This is a genomic window from Labrenzia sp. C1B70 (genome assembly GCF_000475395.1).
GTDB lineage: Bacteria > Pseudomonadota > Alphaproteobacteria > Rhizobiales > Stappiaceae > Roseibium > Roseibium algicola.
Genome location: NZ_AXCE01000012.1, coordinates 298,547 through 314,154, shown reverse-complemented (window position 1 = coordinate 314,154; position 15,608 = coordinate 298,547). Strand labels below are relative to the sequence as shown.

At 59.7% G+C, this 15,608-nt stretch carries 16 protein-coding genes; 7 read left to right on the top strand and 9 right to left on the bottom strand.

Annotated elements, in window-relative coordinates:
* Positions 1-2: 2 nt before the first annotated feature.
* Positions 3-1,385, top strand: a complete 1,383-nt coding sequence (locus tag Q666_RS49765; protein ID WP_023000858.1) for an FGGY-family carbohydrate kinase — start codon at positions 3-5, stop codon at positions 1,383-1,385.
* Between the two features lie 107 nt (positions 1,386-1,492).
* Positions 1,493-2,431 carry a tRNA 2-thiocytidine(32) synthetase TtcA gene (gene ttcA, locus Q666_RS49760; protein ID WP_023000859.1) on the top strand — a complete coding sequence of 313 codons (939 nt, stop codon included), beginning with the start codon at positions 1,493-1,495 and terminating at the stop codon, positions 2,429-2,431.
* Between the two features lie 461 nt (positions 2,432-2,892).
* Here the strand turns inward: ttcA and Q666_RS49755 are convergent, their stop codons facing one another.
* Entirely contained in the window at positions 2,893-3,771 is an 879-nt protein-coding gene (locus tag Q666_RS49755; protein ID WP_023000860.1) for a LysR substrate-binding domain-containing protein, read from the bottom strand.
* 114 nt (positions 3,772-3,885) lie between these two features.
* Between Q666_RS49755 and Q666_RS49750 the strand changes: the two genes are divergently transcribed.
* Both Q666_RS49750 and Q666_RS49745 read left to right on the top strand, forming a co-directional pair.
* On the top strand, positions 3,886-4,881 hold the full coding sequence (locus Q666_RS49750; protein WP_023000861.1) for an NAD(P)-dependent oxidoreductase: 996 nt from the start codon (positions 3,886-3,888) through the stop codon (positions 4,879-4,881).
* Positions 4,878-6,302: an aldehyde dehydrogenase family protein gene (locus Q666_RS49745; RefSeq protein WP_023000862.1), complete on the top strand. Its 1,425-nt coding sequence runs from the start codon at positions 4,878-4,880 to the stop codon at positions 6,300-6,302. The genes Q666_RS49750 and Q666_RS49745 overlap by 4 nt, the downstream gene beginning before the upstream one ends.
* A gap of 93 nt (positions 6,303-6,395) precedes the next feature.
* Here the strand turns inward: Q666_RS49745 and Q666_RS49740 are convergent, their stop codons facing one another.
* The 4 genes from Q666_RS49740 to Q666_RS49725 form a co-directional block, all read right to left on the bottom strand.
* Positions 6,396-7,058, bottom strand: a complete 663-nt coding sequence (locus Q666_RS49740) for a L,D-transpeptidase (RefSeq protein ID WP_062488371.1) — start codon at positions 7,056-7,058, stop codon at positions 6,396-6,398.
* Between the two features lie 7 nt (positions 7,059-7,065).
* Positions 7,066-7,530: a DUF411 domain-containing protein gene (locus Q666_RS49735; protein ID WP_031269243.1), complete on the bottom strand. Its 465-nt coding sequence runs from the start codon at positions 7,528-7,530 to the stop codon at positions 7,066-7,068.
* A complete protein-coding gene (locus Q666_RS49730; RefSeq protein WP_023000865.1) occupies positions 7,523-7,804 on the bottom strand; it encodes a hypothetical protein in 282 nt (93 codons plus the stop codon). Before Q666_RS49730 ends, Q666_RS49735 begins: the two co-directional genes overlap by 8 nt.
* A gap of 118 nt (positions 7,805-7,922) precedes the next feature.
* The gene (locus Q666_RS49725) at positions 7,923-8,276 is read right to left on the bottom strand and encodes a hypothetical protein (protein WP_023000866.1); all 354 of its coding nucleotides are present in this window, start codon (positions 8,274-8,276) and stop codon (positions 7,923-7,925) included.
* Positions 8,277-8,501: 225 nt separating this feature from the next.
* On the opposite strand from Q666_RS49725, the gene Q666_RS49720 reads away from it, so the two are divergent.
* On the top strand, positions 8,502-10,061 hold the full coding sequence (locus tag Q666_RS49720) for a DUF427 domain-containing protein (protein ID WP_023000867.1): 1,560 nt from the start codon (positions 8,502-8,504) through the stop codon (positions 10,059-10,061).
* Positions 10,062-10,218: 157 nt separating this feature from the next.
* Here the strand turns inward: Q666_RS49720 and Q666_RS49715 are convergent, their stop codons facing one another.
* Positions 10,219-10,500, bottom strand: coding sequence for a hypothetical protein (locus tag Q666_RS49715; RefSeq protein WP_023000868.1), 282 nt, complete (start codon positions 10,498-10,500; stop codon positions 10,219-10,221).
* Positions 10,501-10,560: 60 nt separating this feature from the next.
* Here Q666_RS49715 and Q666_RS65930 point away from each other — a divergent pair, with 60 nt between their 5' ends.
* Positions 10,561-11,121, top strand: coding sequence for a hypothetical protein (locus tag Q666_RS65930; RefSeq protein ID WP_152533350.1), 561 nt, complete (start codon positions 10,561-10,563; stop codon positions 11,119-11,121).
* Here the strand turns inward: Q666_RS65930 and grxD are convergent.
* From grxD to purL, 3 genes are all read right to left on the bottom strand, one after another.
* Positions 11,106-11,441: a Grx4 family monothiol glutaredoxin gene (grxD, locus tag Q666_RS49710; protein WP_023000869.1), complete on the bottom strand. Its 336-nt coding sequence runs from the start codon at positions 11,439-11,441 to the stop codon at positions 11,106-11,108. The genes Q666_RS65930 and grxD overlap by 16 nt on opposite strands.
* 89 nt (positions 11,442-11,530) lie before the next feature.
* Positions 11,531-11,764: a BolA family transcriptional regulator gene (locus tag Q666_RS49705; protein WP_006932469.1), complete on the bottom strand. Its 234-nt coding sequence runs from the start codon at positions 11,762-11,764 to the stop codon at positions 11,531-11,533.
* A 42-nt stretch (positions 11,765-11,806) separates the two neighbouring features.
* Positions 11,807-14,005 (bottom strand): phosphoribosylformylglycinamidine synthase subunit PurL, encoded by a 2,199-nt coding sequence (gene purL, locus Q666_RS49700; RefSeq protein ID WP_023000870.1) that lies wholly within the window; start codon positions 14,003-14,005, stop codon positions 11,807-11,809.
* Between the two features lie 533 nt (positions 14,006-14,538).
* Here purL and Q666_RS49695 point away from each other — a divergent pair.
* A complete protein-coding gene (locus tag Q666_RS49695) occupies positions 14,539-15,516 on the top strand; it encodes a cyclase family protein (RefSeq protein WP_023000872.1) in 978 nt (325 codons plus the stop codon).
* Positions 15,517-15,608: the final 92 nt, after the last annotated feature.

Sequence of the window (15,608 nt, the reverse complement as noted above, 5' to 3'; positions counted from 1 at the left end):
TGATGGCAGCGATCCGGAATGTGGGCGTCATCGATATCGGCAAGACCAACGCCAAGGTCGCCGTGGTCGATCTGGACCAGCGTAGGGAGCTTGGGGTCCTGACGCGGCCCAACTCGGTCCTGCCGGGACCGCCCTATCCGCATTTCGACCTGGCAGGCCACTGGGATTTCATCTGCGACGCGCTGGCGGAGCTGCACAAGGCCCATGGTATCGATGCCCTGTCGGTGACGACACATGGTGCCAGCGCCGTTCTTCTGGACGCGGAAGGGAACCTTGCCGCGCCGATGCTGGACTATGAATTCACCGGCCCGGACGACCTGGCGGCCGCCTATGATGCAATCCGGCCGGACTTCGCGGAAACCGGGTCACCCAGGCTCGGCATGGGCCTCAATCTGGGAGCGCAACTCCACTGGCAGCTGAAAACGGACCCGGGTCTGCTTGACCGGGTGGCGACAGTTCTGACCTATCCGCAATACTGGACCTTCAAGCTCACCGGCGTTCTTTCCAACGAGGTGACTTCGCTCGGCTGCCATACCGACCTGTGGTGTCCGTCCGAAAACCGGTTCTCCTCGCTTGTGGACCAGCTCGGTCTGGAGGAGAAGATGGCTCCCGTGCGCAAGGCGGGTGATCGTCTCGGGTCCGTCCTGCCGGAGGTTGTGGCCCGGACCGGATTGCCGAAGGATATTCCGGTCGCCTGCGGCATTCACGATTCCAACGCTTCGCTTTATCCGCATCTGATCCTGCGACAGCCTCCGTTTTCGGTCGTCTCTACCGGCACCTGGGTGATCGTGCTGGCGATAGGAGGCGGCCGGGTGCTCCTCGACCCGTCCCGCGACACGCTGATCAACGTCAACGCTTTCGGTGATCCTGTGCCTTCGGCAAGGTTCATGGGGGGACGTGAGTTCGACATGATCCTGAAGGGACGTGAGAAGGGCTGTTCGGAAGAACAGATTGATACCGTGCTTTCTCGCGAGATCATGCTTTTTCCCGCTGTCGACCCACGCTCCGGCCCTTTCCAGGGCAGCGAGTATCATTGGAGCGTGGATGAGACGCTCCTGAGCGACGGCGAATGCTTTGCGGCTCTGTCCTTCTATCTGGCGCTGGTGACGGCAGAGTGCCTGGCGATGACCGGTGCAGAAGGTCCAATTGTTGTGGAGGGGCCGTTCGCTCAGAACGGGCTTTACCTTGACATGCTGGAGGCTGCGACCGGGCGGCCGGTTGAAGCATCGGCAGGGTCGCTCACTGGAACCAGTATCGGCGCCGCGTTGCTGGTAGCAGACGGTGATACGGAAAAACGGCCGCAGGCTGGCCCACGCGGACGCGGCGGCGAACGTCTCTCTCGGCTGAAGCAATACGCTGGGAAATGGCAAGAACAGCTCCAGTGAGCGAACTGCCATCCCCTGATACGCACGGCTTTTCCCTTTTCCCGGCAGCCTTGATCCGCTATGTCAGCGCAAAGAAAGCGAACCCAACAAGCCGCCGAGCTTCTCAAATGAACGATATTGCCGACAGTACCGACATCGACGTACCCGCGTTGCTTCGCAATGCACCTGCAAGCGTCGAGTTCAAGAAGCTGAGAAAGCGCCTTTTGCGCCAGGCGCGTGAGGCGATTGCCGATTTCGGGATGCTGCCGGAAGGGGCTTCCCAGGAAAAGCGGCCGAAGTGGCTGGTCTGCCTGTCAGGTGGCAAGGACAGTTACACGCTGCTGGCGGTGCTGATCGAACTGAAATGGCGTGGTCTGCTGCCAGTCGACCTGATCGCCTGCAATCTGGATCAGGCTCAGCCCGGTTTTCCGGCGGACATCCTGCCGAAATTCTTCGAGGACAACGGTATCGAGCACATCATCGTGCGCGAAGACACCTATTCCATTGTCACCGACAAGATCCCCGAGCACCGCACCTATTGTTCGCTGTGTTCGCGCCTGCGCCGCGGAATTCTTTATAGGATCGCACGGGAGCAGGGCTGCGAGGCCATCGTGCTCGGCCATCACCGGGAAGATATTCTGGAGACGTTCTTCATGAACCTCTTCCACGGTGGCCGTCTGGCCTCCATGCCGCCCAAGCTGATCAACGACGAGGGGGATCTTCTGGTGCTCCGCCCGCTTGCCTATTCTGCTGAAAGCGACATCGCACGCTTTGCCAATGGCATGCAGTTCCCGATCATTCCCTGCAATCTCTGTGGCTCGCAGGACGGTCTGCAGCGCGAGGAAGTCAAACGCATGCTGCAGGGCTGGGAAAAGGCAACACCCGGCCGCCTTGGCGTCATGGCCCGCGCCCTCGGCCACACCCGGCCGTCGCATCTCCTCGACCGCTCGCTCTACGACTTCGTCAACCTGCGCCCTGCCGAGGGCGGGGTAGAGGTGAGCGGCGAAGCCGAAGAGCCCTGTGGCGCAAGCCTGGCGATGACGGCAAAGCTGTTCGCAGCGGAGTGACCTTCTGAGGCGCATCCGCGGTAACAACGGCGTTCAGATAGCCCTATTCCTTATCCCCCACGCTCCCCGTCATTGCCGGACTTAATCCGGCAATCCACTCCGCGGCCTTTCCAAATGGATAGGCGTTGCCGTGTCGTGTTGCATCGGCACGGATGCCATGGTCGAGCCATGGCATGACGAGGGTGTGGCACGGAAAGGGATGATCTCGCAGCTCAGCCTGCTCCGTCATTGTCACACGTCCTTGGCTTGTCATCCCGGTTTGTCGCACGAGCGACAAGACCGGGATCCAGTATGCCTTGCGATTGGACTTCTAAAAAGAAATGTATTTCAATATCTTATCGGTTTTTCGCTGGGGTGAGGCCTGTGAGCGCGGAGACGTGCATCTATTGAAAACGATATGAGCCTCTTGCCCACTTCCAGCGCGCAGGTGAGCGTTTGACCTGACCGGAATAGCCACCGGCCTATGCTGCAAACAGGTCTCGCAGCCAGGTTTCCACCCGTTGAACCGCCGGTTTTCGCGGAGAGGAATTGTCCCGGTTCAGCAGGTAATGGGTGCGCATGGAAGGCAGCCCCGGGTCCAGAGGGGTCGTCAGCCGTCCGCTTCCCGCCAGCCGGGCTGCAACCTTGCCCAGCAGCAGGGCGACACCGCCGCCGGCAGCCGCCAGTTCAACCGCCGCGAGGGAGGTGTCGACGGTGACGCCCGAGTGTCCGGATGGCTGCGTGAGGGACTGAGCTTCGAAAAAACGTGGCCAGTGATCGTCGAAGCCGAGAATGTGAATGCGTGGAAGATCCATCAGATCCGCCGGTTCCTTCAATCTTTCGGCTAGCGCTGGATGACACACCGGCACGATCTTTTCCGGTCCCAGCGGTTCTGCATGCACACCGGGCCAATTGCCTGTGCCGAGGCGGATCTCGATGTCGGTGCCGGTCTCAAGGGCCGTGTCGGCCCAGATTGCCGACAAGAGCCGGATGTCCAGTTCAGGATGGGTCTTCTGGAACTCCGCCAGGGCAGGGGCGATGATGAGAACAGTTTCGGAAATCGGAGCGCGAATGGTTACGGAGCCGGCCGTTCGGTTGCCGAAGAGCCTGTCCGTGGATACGGCAAGGTCCTGCAAGGCCTTGCGTACCGACGGCAGATAAGCCCGGCCGCTGGCGGTAAGCTCCAGCTTTCGCGTCGTGCGTTCGAAAAGCTGATGGCCGAGCTGGCTTTCCAGTGCGCTGATATGCGTGCTGACAGCGGCCTGGGTGAGGCCGAGTTCCGCGCCCGCTGCGGTGAAGCCGCCCAGCCGGCTGACGGCTTCGAAGCTTCTCAGCCATACGAGATTGGGGAGTGCCGACATTCTCTTCATTCATAAAAATAGTTTGGTAATTGGCCGAATTAATATCATTTCTCTATTTTATAGGCGAGGCGCAAAGTGAGGGCATCAAACCCTGTTTCACGAAAGGCGCTTCTCATGCAGGTCGGTTTCATCGGATTGGGCAATGTCGGCGGCAAACTGGCTGGCAGCCTGCTGCGCAACGGTCTTGAGGTCATGGTGCTGGACCTCAATCCGCTGCTTATGGAAAGCTTTGCGGCCAGGGGAGCCCTACGCGGCCAAAGCCCGAAGGAGCTTGCAGAAAGCTGCGATGTCGTCATCACCTGCCTGCCCAGTCCGGCAGCCTGTGCTGCGGTCGTGGAAGGTCCGGACGGTATTCTGGAAGGTATCGGCCCGGGCAGGATCTGGGCGGAAATGTCGACAACGGATGCCGGCGAAGTGCGCCGTCTGGCAGGGCTTGTTGTCGCCAGAGGCGCGGAGGCGATCGAATGCCCGGTTTCGGGCGGCTGCCACAGGGCTGCTACCGGAAATATCTCGATCTTTGCCGGGTGTCCGCGGGAAACCTTCGAGCGCATGCTGCCGCTCCTGACCGTTCTGGGGCGGCGCGTGCTGCACACCGGCGAGATCGGCTCGGCATCTGTTCTGAAAGTCGTCACCAACTATCTGGCAACGGCCAATCTGGTGTCTTTGGTCGAAGCGCTGACCACCTGCAAGGCAGCCGGAATGGATCTTGGCACGGCTTACGAGGCAATCCGGATTTCCTCAGGTAACTCGTTCGTCCATGATACGGAGAGCCAGGTCATCCTCAACGGCTCGCGCGACATTTCCTTCACCATGGATCTTGTTGCCAAGGACATCGGCCTGTTCCAGAAAATCGCAGACGATCATCAGGTTCCGCTGGAAGTGTCGCCGCTTCTCAACCGGATTTTTGCAGACGGGATCAACCGCTATGGTCCGCGGGAATTGTCGCCCAACATCATCAAACGCCTTGAAGATGCAACCGGTCTTGATATCCGGGCACCGGGTTTTCCGGATGAGATGGTTGACGAGGAGCCGGAAGAAGCCGGATATGAGGTTACGCCAAGAAGTGGCGACGACATGAAACTGAACAGACGGGAAGCAGCAGGCGGATGATTGAAAAGCGGCAGTTCTATATCGGTGGATCCTGGGTCGATCCGGTCGAGGCAAAAACGCTCGAGGTGATCAACCCGGCGACGGAAAAGCCGGTTGCCGTGATCTCCCTGGGCAGTGCCGCCGATGTGGACAAGGCGGTTGCTGCAGCCAAGGCCGCATTTGCCGATTGGTCTGAGACAAGTGTCGAGGAACGTGCCGCACTTCTTGAGCGTGTCATCGCGATCTACCAACGCCGGTCGGAGGAAATGGACGAAGCGATCCGGCTTGAAATGGGGGCACCGCGCAGCTTTGCGCGCGGCAGCCAGACGCCTGCCGGATCCGGCCACCTGGAAGCGACGCTTGAAGCTCTGAAGCATCATGTGTTCGAACGTCCGAGCCCGCGAGGAGGCAGCGTGCTGCGGCACGAGCCGATTGGCGTTTGTGGCTTGATCACACCCTGGAACTGGCCGATCAACCAGATTGCGGCAAAGGTCGCGCCGGCGCTTGCCGCTGGTTGCACCATGGTGCTGAAGCCAAGTGAAATTGCGCCTCTCTCAGGGCTTCTCTTCGCCGAGATCCTGGATGAGGCCGGCTGCCCGGCTGGTGTTTTCAATCTGGTAAATGGCGATGGACCGGGCGTCGGATCTGCAATGTCCTCGCATCCGGATATCGACATGATGTCCTTTACCGGTTCGACCCGTGCCGGCGTCGCGGTCAGTCAGAATGCTGCACCGACGGTCAAGCGTGTTGCTCTGGAGCTCGGCGGCAAGTCGGCCAACCTGCTCTTTGCGGATGCGGACCTGGAAACGGCCCTGCGCACGTCGCTGTCAGGCTGCTTTTCCAACACCGGTCAGTCCTGCGATGCACCGACCCGTCTGCTCGTGGAGCGAAGCGTCTATGACGAGGCTATTGCGCTTGCCGGAAAGATTGCGGCGGAAACCAAGGTCGGGGATCCGGCGGAGGAGGGAGATCACATCGGGCCGGTGATCAGTGACCTGCAATACGAAAAGATCCAGGGTCATATCGAGCGCGGTCTGGCAGACGGTGCCCGCCTTGTTGCCGGAGGTCCGGGCAAACCGAAGGGGTTCGAGACAGGATATTTCGTTCAGCCGACAGTCTTTGCCGATGTTACCAACCAGATGTCGATTGCCCGTAACGAGATCTTCGGGCCCGTGCTGGTGATGATCCCGTTCGACACGGAAGAGGAGGCTGTCGCGATTGCCAACGATACGCCTTACGGCCTTGCCGCCTATATCCAGACCGGTGATCCGGAACGGGCGAAACGCGTAGCCCGCAAACTGCGCGCGGGCAGCGTCTATATCAACGGCAACAGCCCGGACTGGGATGTGCCGTTCGGTGGTTACAAGCAGTCCGGCAATGGCCGCGAATATGGCGAATTCGGCCTGGAAGACTTTCTGGAACTGAAAGCCATTACAGGCTGATACCAGGCAGCGGACGCACCAGCCATTGCTGATGGCTGGAGATGGCGAAGGGACCGGCTGGCCGGCCCCTTTTCCGCAAGCGTGTCTTGAACCTTACAAAACGACGATCTGGGATCCGTCAGCAACCCGGCTGTAAAGATCGATGACGTCCTGGTTGATCAGGCGGACACAACCACTGGAAACGGCAGAACCGATGGTCCAGTATTCGCCCGTGCCGTGGATACGGTAGAGCGTATCCTTGTTGCCCTGGAAGATGTAGAGCGCTCTTGCACCCAGCGGGTTTTCGATGCCCGGGGGCATGCCGCCGTTACGCCAGCTCCATTTTTCCAGTTCCGGCTGCCGCTGGATCATCTCTTCCGGCGGTGTCCATTTGGGCCAGGCGGCCTTGCGGGCGATCCGCGCCCGGCCGGACCATTCGAACCCGGCACGACCAAGGCCGACGCCGTAGCGCATCGCCTTGCCGTTTTCCTGGACGAGGTAGAGGTAGTAGTTGCTGGTATCGACGACCAGCGTACCGACCTTCTCGCTGGTCTGATAATCGACCTGTTTGCGGTAGTAGCGTTCCGGTACCTTCTTCAAATCCGGAGCAGGGATCGGAAACTGCTCTTCCGGCATCGCACGGTACATGGCAAGGACGGACGGATCCTGCCAGGGGGCAAGTGGCTGCTGGGGAGCGGTCGTCATACAGCCGCTGACGGCGAGCCCTGTAAGGCTCGCCGACCCGGCAAGAAATGATCTTCTTGTAAGGTTCGTCATTTGAAGGCTACTGGCCTGTTTCTAGATAAGGGACGGGAGGATCGGCCGGATTCTGGCCGAGGGTGTAAACCGTGTATTGCGCCGTCGGGTCGTCGCCCATGCCGAGCGACCCCTGGGGCATGCCGGGAACCGCGATGCCGCGAATGTCCGGACGCTCCGACAGCATTTTTTCAACCGCTTCCAGCGGCACGTGTCCTTCGATGATGTATTTCCGGTCACCGCCGGTCACCGCCGTGTGGCAGGCCTGCATGTCATCCGGAATGCCTGCCTGCGCCTTGATGGAGCTCAGGTCTTCCATATCGTGAACGGCGACCTTGTAGCCGGCAGCCTCGACAGCCTCGGTCCACAGCTCGCAACAACTGCACCAGGGTGACTTGTAGACCGTGATTGTGTTGTCTTCCGCAGCCCAGGCGACCGAGGACAAGGCCAGGAACCCACCTGCAAGTGCAAAAGCGAAAGGTCTCCTAGACATGGTCGGCCTCCTTTCGTGCGTGCGCATGGCACGGCTTGCCCATGACACGATGCAGAATCACATGCATGGCGACGCAGCCGAACATCGGCACCGCCAGCAGCAACGCTTCACCAGCCGTCAGTCCGGTCGGTGCGGAAACGATCAGCAGACCGGTCACCACCGCCATCAGCAGGCAGCAGCCGAACATGAAGAGATTGTTCCTGTTCAGATATTTCTGAGTTCGAAATGCAGGCGCGGCATAGGATGCCTGTGTACCGTTTTCCTGAAGACTCATGATTTTTTCCTGTCTTTCAGGCGAACTGTTCTCATGCCGGTCAATTGTGCCCCGGCAAGATGTCGTTCAACCTTCCAATAGTGTTGGCTAAGCCGGAACTTTGTGTTCCGTTGGATTGTCAGCCTTTAATGGGAGGTTGATCTTCCGCAGACGGCAGAGCGTCCGTCAGGACGGGAGGTGACGTGGTTTCCGGCCCGGTCACCGCGGATTGGAATTGCAGTGCCACAACGGAGAAATGAGACAGGCAATCCGGGCCGCACCCGAAGGGTTTGGTGGTTTTTCCGGTCTGGCTGTCCGGTTGGCAACATTGGGCATGATGCGCGGTAAATTGCACCTTCTTTGCGGCCAGGTCCGTTTCCACCGCCATCGAGCGTTCCAGAGCGCGAATGCTCTTTGGAACATGCGTGTAGGCTGCGGCGGTTGTGACCCCGGCAAAAAAGCAGATCAACAATGTGATCAAGACGTTGCGCATTCAATCTCAGTACCCGACAGGGGTCTCAATTTCCATACCTTGGCTGCTCACAAGCGCGTAATCGCGAATTGAGGTCAAACCGTGGCTTGCCCCGAAGTCTGCCCCGGGTACCACCTATGCGTTTTTTGCAAGTGTCGGCGACTGGGGCGCGCCACACAGGTGTGAGCAGAGGGGGCGCGTGCATGTGCACTGGACAGCTCGCCATGTGTTCCATATCTCTTTTTCATGACCGTGCACGCGCAGCAAACCTCGAACGACTACGGGATCCTTGTGGAACCGCTTGCCGGCGAAGTGACGGCCTGGCGGGGGGACCAGTTGCTGGCGCGGTCTTCAAAGGCACGGGTGATGTATGAAACCCGGCTTGCTCCTGCGATCTATTTCCCGCGCGACGACGTTCTGGCAGACCTCGAACCGGCGCCGGAGCGCAGAACCTTCTGCCCGTTCAAGGGAACGGCTAGCTACAGCCACGTCCGGGTCGGCAATGAAACGCTGGAGAACGGCGCCTGGAGTTATCTCAATGCGTTGCCGGAAGGTAAGGCTGTTGATGGCCTTGTGGCCTTCATGCCGGGTGTGGCGAGCCGGGTCGATTTTCAGGGCGCCCCGATTGATCCTCTGCCTGTCGGGAACATCACAGGGCCGACAGTCGATTGGCTGCTGCGCGAAGCCTGGGCCGCGAAAACGCCGGAAGAACTAACAGCCGCCCTCGGCCGGAAACTGGTGGAGGACGGGATAGCCGTCTGCCGAATCAGCATCCTGATATGGTCACTGCACCCGATGATTGCCGGCCGTCATTATGTGTGGACGCGCGACGACGATACCGTGCAGAGCTTTGCTCCGTCCTACGAGACACTGGAGAGCCCGGCCTTTCGCCTGAGCCCGCTTCAACATGTGGCCGACGGTTTGGGAGGCATTCGGCAAAAGATCGATTCGAACCCCGACGAGTTCAATTTCCCGATCATGGAAGACCTCAGGCAGCAGGGCGTTACCGACTACGTCGCCATGCCGCTGCCTTTTTCCGACGGGCGGATCAATGTGATGACCCTCGCTTCGGATCATCCTGCCGGTTTCACCACGGCAAACCTCGGGCTGGTGTTCGAATGTTCGGCCCTTATCAGCCGGCTATTCGAGGTGTTTGCGCTGACCTCCAATGCGACGTCCCTTCTGGAAACCTATCTGGGCAAGCGGACAGGCGCGCGGGTTCTGGGCGGCGATATCCGGCGCGGGGACGGCGATGTCATCGACGCGGCGATCCTGTTCTGCGACCTCAGGCATTCCACCAGGCTCGAAACGGAGCTTGGCCGGCAAGCCTACGTCGGTGAACTCAACCGGTTCTTCGAGGTCACGACCGACATCGTCAACGCGCATGAAGGCGAGGTCCTGAAATTTATCGGCGATGCAGTGCTGGCGATTTTCCCCGCGGGCGTCGGCCTGGAAGAGGCCTGCCGGCAAGCAGTTGCCAGTGCCGAGGAGATCGTTCGCCGTCTGAAGGTGCCAGACCCGGACACAAAGGGCATCTCCATGCACTGTGCCATCGGCATCGCCTTTGGTGAGGTCACCTACGGCAATGTCGGGTCAAGAGAGCGGCTTGATTTCACGGTGATTGGCCATGCAGCCAACATCGCGGCTCGACTTGGGGATTACGGCAAGGTTATCGGGCAGGAGATCGTTGCGACGGCGGAAGTGGCCCTGGAAGCAGGACTGCCTTCGATCCCGCTCGGATCGGTCGACCTGCACAATGTCGCCGGGCCTGTGGCAGCGCATGCGGTTACGACGTTGGATGACTGAGCAAGAGACCTGAATTCTTCAAGTCGGCCAGCTTGCAAAGACCTTTGCCGCTCTTGCTTCGGAGATCTTTTCGGGGAGCGGCAGCGTTTCAGGGGATGCCTGTCACCATCTGCCAAGCGGTGAGCGAGCGAACGCTCAGCTTGAAGCGCGCCGGAATTCAGCGGACGGTGTGTTCTCCGTCAAACCCGCCCATCGGCTGGTTGCGGACAAGGATTACGAGGCCTTCCTTGCTGGGCTCGGCATCCTTCAGTGCAACACCGCCGTAGTTGGCGCAAAGTTCTTCGGCACTCTTGGCTTTGGCTGGTGTAAACATGGTGAGCGCCTGGCAGTCGACGCGGCGCAGTTCGCCATCGGTCTTTACGCCACCGGACATGACGATTCCGGCTCCGACAAGTGCCAGAACGAAAGTGGAGGTGGCAGCAACTGCAATCTTGTTCATTGTCCCCGGTCCCATTTCCCGGCTCCGTTGTTTGATGGAGCCCTGCGATATGGTCGGAGAATGGCGGAACGCACCTGTACTCACCCTGAAATCCGCATTCACCTTGCGTTCAGCTTAGGTGATTCGGCAATTTTTGCCGAGATGGCGCCTGCATTCGACCGCAATCGATTCCGGTTAACATTGGATAAAGTGCAAGTCCAAGTGGTTTTGACGGGGTTTGAGCCCGATTGGCATCATTCTGATTTACCCGGCGAATGGTTCCGGAGTGCCTTATGGCACCCGTCATTCCGGACAAGTCCGGAGAAGCTGCGCGCCGATCCGGAAACCAGATGTCATCGTGAGCAAAGTGAACTCTTTATTTCAATGGAAGGCCGCGCCCCCGGCGCGAAATATGTCTGGATTCCGGATCGGCGTTCGGCGTTCGGCGTTGCCTCACTTGTCCGGAATGACGGGAAGGTGAGGCGCAACTCAACACGCCCAAAAGCGCATCTTGAACCGTCGCCCGGCTCTCCATTTCCGGATTATTACCATTGCAGCACCCTGAGACACGAAAAAGGGGCGGTAGAACCGCCCCTTGAAAGCCTCGATCGGAACTTGCAGCCGGCTCAGGCGGTCTGCTGAGTGGTCTCGATACCTTTTTCGGTGAGAAGGCCCTGCAGTTCCTGGTTCTGGAACATTTCGCGGATGATGTCACAGCCGCCGACGAATTCACCCTTCACGTAAAGCTGCGGAATGGTCGGCCAGTTGGTGAATTCCTTGATGCCCTGGCGCAGATCGTCGTCTTCCAGAACGTTGATGCCTTTGTAAGGAGCGCCAACATAGTCAAGGATCTGTACGACCTGACCGGAAAAACCGCACTGCGGGAAGTTCGGCGTGCCTTTCATGAAAAGCACAACGTCGTTGGTGTCGACTTCGTTCTTGATCCAGTCCTGGATGCTCATGGGTCCGTCCTTTGTCTCTTTGCCGCCTATCTGGCGAGATCCGGCGGCAGATTCAAGTGCTCGCGCTGCCTGCGCGGCAATGTGTCAACTCAATCCGGTGCCTTGGTCTGAAGGGCGAGGGCGTGCAAAGCGCCGCCCATGTTGCCTTTCAGTGCCTCGTAAACCAGCTGATGCTGCTGCACGCGGCTCTTGCCCCGGAAGGATTCCGAGACAACATTCGCTGCATAGTGATCGCCGTCTCCAGCCAAATCCCGGATCTCGACCTGAGCATCGGGCAAAGCCGCCTTGATCAGGGTCTCGATCTCATTTGCGTTCATCGGCATCGTGCGTCCGTCCTGTTGTTAAGTTCCTGAAGGTCAAACGGCTTATGCCGTTGCCATGTAATTCGGGAACCAATCTTCGTGCGCTTTTTTCAAGTTTGCAACGGATATGGTGAGAATGCCCTCAACAGTCAAATCCGTGCCACCGGTGGTGCCGATTTGTTGAACGTCGATACCGCCGTCCAGAATGTCTTCCAGAACGGCTTCCACCTTGTCCTGGGAAACGGTGACGACGTAGCGTCCCTGGTCTTCACCGAAGAGCGCGGCATGGGCTGGACCATCGATCTTGACCGTTGCGCCGATGCCGCCGGACATCGCCATCTCGGCGAGAGCGACACCCAGGCCGCCGGAAGAAATATCGTGTACAGCCGTCAGACGAGCCGCGCCGATGAGCTGGCGAACCAGCGTGCCGCGGCGCTTTTCTGCCGCCAGGTCGACCGGCGGCGGAGCGCCTTCCTCGCGACCCAGAATATCTGCGAGATACTGGGATGCGCCCAGATGGGTGCCCTTGCCGCCGATGAGCAGGATTGCGTCACCTTCGTTTACGAAGGCCGCACCTGCGCGCACCGTGACGTCCGGAAGCAGTCCGACACCGCCAATGGCCGGGGTCGGCAGGATCGCTTCGCCATGGGTCTCGTTGTAGAGCGACACGTTGCCGGAAACGATCGGGAACTCGAGTTCCCGGCAGGCTTCGCCGATGCCTTTGATGCAGCCGACGAACTGGCCCATGATTTCCGGCTTTTCCGGGTTGCCGAAATTCAGGTTGTCGGTTGCAGCCAGCGGTTCGGAGCCGACGGCGGTCAGGTTGCGCCACACTTCCGCAACGGCCTGCTTGCCACCTTCAAACGGGTCCGCCTCGCAATAGCGCGGTGTCACGTCAACGGAGAAGGAAAGGCCCTTGCGGGTGCCTTCCACGCGGATGACACCGGCATCACCGCCCGGCGTCGCGGCCGAATTGCCCTGGATCAGCGTGTCGTATTGTTCATAGACCCAGCGGCGGGACGAGCCGTTGGCGTTGCCGACCAGGGTCTTGAGAGCTTCGGCATAGTCCGCCGGTTCCTCGATTTCGGACGCGGACAGAACGGGGCGCTTTTTCGGCTCGACCCAGGGACGGTCATATTCGGGAGCTTCGTCACCGAGTTCCTTGATCGGCAGATCGGCGACGACTTCGCCCTGGTGCTTGACGATGAAGCGCAGCGTGTCGGTGGTCTTGCCGACGATGGCGAAGTCGAGGCCCCATTTCTTGAAGATGGCTTCGGCTTCGTGTTCCTTTTCCGGACGCAGAACCATGAGCATGCGCTCCTGGCTTTCCGAAAGCATCATTTCGTAGGCGCTCATCTGTTCTTCGCGCACCGGAACCTTGTCGAGGTCCAGCTCGATGCCGAGGTCGCCGCTGGCGCCCATCTCGACGGCAGAACAGGTAAGACCGGCCGCACCCATGTCCTGGATGGCGATGACCGCGCCGGTTTCCATGAGCTCGAGGCACGCTTCCAGCAGGCATTTTTCGGTGAAGGGATCGCCAACCTGAACGGTGGGGCGCTTTTCTTCGATCGTATCGTCGAATTCCGCCGAAGCCATGGTCGCGCCGCCGACACCGTCACGGCCGGTCTTGGCGCCGAGATAGACGACCGGCAGGCCGACGCCTTCGGCCTTGGCCAGGAAGATCGCATCCGATTTTGCAAGGCCTGCCGCAAAGGCGTTGACCAGGCAGTTGCCGTTGTAGCGGGCGTGGAACTCGACTTCGCCGCCGACTGTCGGAACCCCGAAGGAGTTGCCGTAGCCGCCTACACCGGAGACGACGCCGGAGACGAGGTGACGGGTGCGCGGATGATCGGGTTCGCCGAAGCGCAGGGCATTCATGGCCGCAACCGGACGCGCGCCCATGGTGAAGACGTCACGCAGGATGCCGCCGACACCGGTCGCAGCGCCCTGATAAGGCTCGATGTAGGACGGGTGGTTGTGGCTCTCCATCTTGAAGACCACGGCCTGGCCATCGCCGATATCGACCACACCCGCGTTTTCACCCGGGCCCTGAAGCACGCGCGGACCTTCGGTCGGCAGGGTCTTCAGCCATTTCTTGGAGGATTTGTACGAGCAGTGCTCGTTCCACATGGCTGAAAAGATGCCCAGCTCGGTGAAGGTCGGCTCGCGGCCGATCAGTTCCAGGATGCGCTCATATTCATCCGGCTTCAGACCGTGGGAAGCAATCAGGTCGGGCGTGATCTTGATGTCGTTCGGGATCATGACGTTTCACTGTTTTTGGCCAGTGTTTCTGGCCAATGGGTGGGGCCGCGACGGCACGGGCAGACGATGATGCCGCCGTTTAGCAGATTGTCCCCCAATTTGGGAGCCTTGCGGTGCAAAGAAATTCGACAAATTTGATCGCGGGCGATGCGATTGGCCTTGCAGACGTTCTTCCACCTGACAGCACAGTGCATTCCAACCGGCGCAAGTTCGAATTCAAGCCCGGTACCAAGGGAAAATACGGTTCGTAAAAGTCTCACCGGCAAGCGGAGATGGCTGCAATGCGGGTGTTTCAGTGCATTTGGGTGCGGTCTTGACAGATTTGGACGATTGTCCTAATTCGATTTTAGGGCAATTGTCCTAATCATGCCGGGCGCGTTTGAATGTGCCTGTTCTGAAAACCGAAAACCCTGTCAGGCAATCCGTCCTGCTGAAACGTGGAGGAGCAATCCTCCGCGAACGGAATCGCCTTGCCGGTCGTTCCTGCATGCACGGGGTTTTGAGAGGAAGGAATTCCACTGGTGAAAGACTTGATGAATCAGACCCGAAAGCTTTTTGCCGCCACACTCATGGCCGCGACCCTTGCCGGTTCACCGGTTTTCGCGGCAGGCGATCAGGTGGGTGAAAGTCCATGGGGACCGGAAGACGAGATCGGCACGCTGAACATGATGAGCGATGCCTCTCGGTTGGAGATCTTGCAGCGCATCGATGCCGGCAGGATTTATGATCTCGGTGTGGATCTCTTTGTCGGCATGCCAGATTGTTGCAGTGCCGCCTTTGGAGATCCGACCTACCAGATGATGATGCTTCATACGCCGGCGCGCGGGGATGGCAGCAAGGAGCTCCTTTCGCATTCCAGCGAAGCGATTTCGATGAATACCCACACGGGAACCCATATCGACACGCTCAGCCACTTCGGGCTTCACGGGAAAATCTGGAACAACGTTAGCGCCGACGAGGCGCAGGGCGCGCGCGGGTGGGCGAAATCGGGTGCGGACAAGTATCCACCCATCATTGCGCGCGGCGTGCTGATCGATGTTGCGAGGGCCAGGGGTGTGGATGTGCTGCCGGCGTCCTACACCATTACGGTGGATGATCTGAAAACCGCGCTGGATGCGCAGGGAACCAGCTTGCAGGAAGGTGATGTGGTGCTCATTCGTACCGGCCAGATGCAGCATTGGCCGGACAGGTCTAAACTGGCGCTGTTCAGCCAGTCAGGGCTTGGCCTTGATGCCGCAAGGTGGCTGGCCGAGGAGCAAAAGGCGATGGTGCTGGGCGCGGATAACCTGGGTCTGGAAAGTTTCCCGTCCACCAACCCGGACAATTTCGCACCTGTTCATTCCTATCTGCTGGCGCAGAAGGGTGTCTCGTTTATCGAGCTCTTGTGGCTGGAAGACCTGGCAAGGGACGGGGTGCATGAATTTGCCTTCATCACCTCGCCGCTGAAACTGCGTGGCGCCACCGGCTCGCCGATCCGCCCGATTGCGGTCCCGATCAGAAGCAGTCGTTGAAGCTTTGCTTCTGCCCGGCGGAGCAAAAGCCTCCGCCGGCTTGGGCAGGCAGGAGAAGATCTTCCTTTTGCAGTAGGGCTGGCTTTTTTGAG

Bases quoted from the DNA above. Each gene is read 5' to 3' on its own strand.
- Q666_RS49715 (WP_023000868.1), bottom strand. From the start codon at position 10,500: ATGAACAAGATTGCAGTTGCTGCCACCTCCACTTTCGTTCTGGCACTT.
- Q666_RS65930 (WP_152533350.1), top strand. From the start codon at position 10,561: ATGGCGGAACGCACCTGTACTCACCCTGAAATCCGCATTCACCTTGCG.
- Q666_RS49725 (WP_023000866.1), bottom strand. From the start codon at position 8,276: ATGCGCAACGTCTTGATCACATTGTTGATCTGCTTTTTTGCCGGGGTC.
- Q666_RS49730 (WP_023000865.1), bottom strand. From the start codon at position 7,804: ATGAGTCTTCAGGAAAACGGTACACAGGCATCCTATGCCGCGCCTGCA.
- grxD (WP_023000869.1), bottom strand. From the start codon at position 11,441: ATGAGCATCCAGGACTGGATCAAGAACGAAGTCGACACCAACGACGTT.
- Q666_RS49745 (WP_023000862.1), top strand. From the start codon at position 4,878: ATGATTGAAAAGCGGCAGTTCTATATCGGTGGATCCTGGGTCGATCCG.
- Q666_RS49735 (WP_031269243.1), bottom strand. From the start codon at position 7,530: ATGTCTAGGAGACCTTTCGCTTTTGCACTTGCAGGTGGGTTCCTGGCC.
- Q666_RS49755 (WP_023000860.1), bottom strand. From the start codon at position 3,771: ATGTCGGCACTCCCCAATCTCGTATGGCTGAGAAGCTTCGAAGCCGTC.
- Q666_RS49740 (WP_062488371.1), bottom strand. From the start codon at position 7,058: ATGACGAACCTTACAAGAAGATCATTTCTTGCCGGGTCGGCGAGCCTT.
- Q666_RS49695 (WP_023000872.1), top strand. From the start codon at position 14,539: ATGAATCAGACCCGAAAGCTTTTTGCCGCCACACTCATGGCCGCGACC.
- Q666_RS49765 (WP_023000858.1), top strand. From the start codon at position 3: ATGGCAGCGATCCGGAATGTGGGCGTCATCGATATCGGCAAGACCAAC.
- Q666_RS49720 (WP_023000867.1), top strand. From the start codon at position 8,502: ATGACCGTGCACGCGCAGCAAACCTCGAACGACTACGGGATCCTTGTG.
- Q666_RS49750 (WP_023000861.1), top strand. From the start codon at position 3,886: ATGCAGGTCGGTTTCATCGGATTGGGCAATGTCGGCGGCAAACTGGCT.
- purL (WP_023000870.1), bottom strand. From the start codon at position 14,005: ATGATCCCGAACGACATCAAGATCACGCCCGACCTGATTGCTTCCCAC.
- ttcA (WP_023000859.1), top strand. From the start codon at position 1,493: ATGAACGATATTGCCGACAGTACCGACATCGACGTACCCGCGTTGCTT.
- Q666_RS49705 (WP_006932469.1), bottom strand. From the start codon at position 11,764: ATGCCGATGAACGCAAATGAGATCGAGACCCTGATCAAGGCGGCTTTG.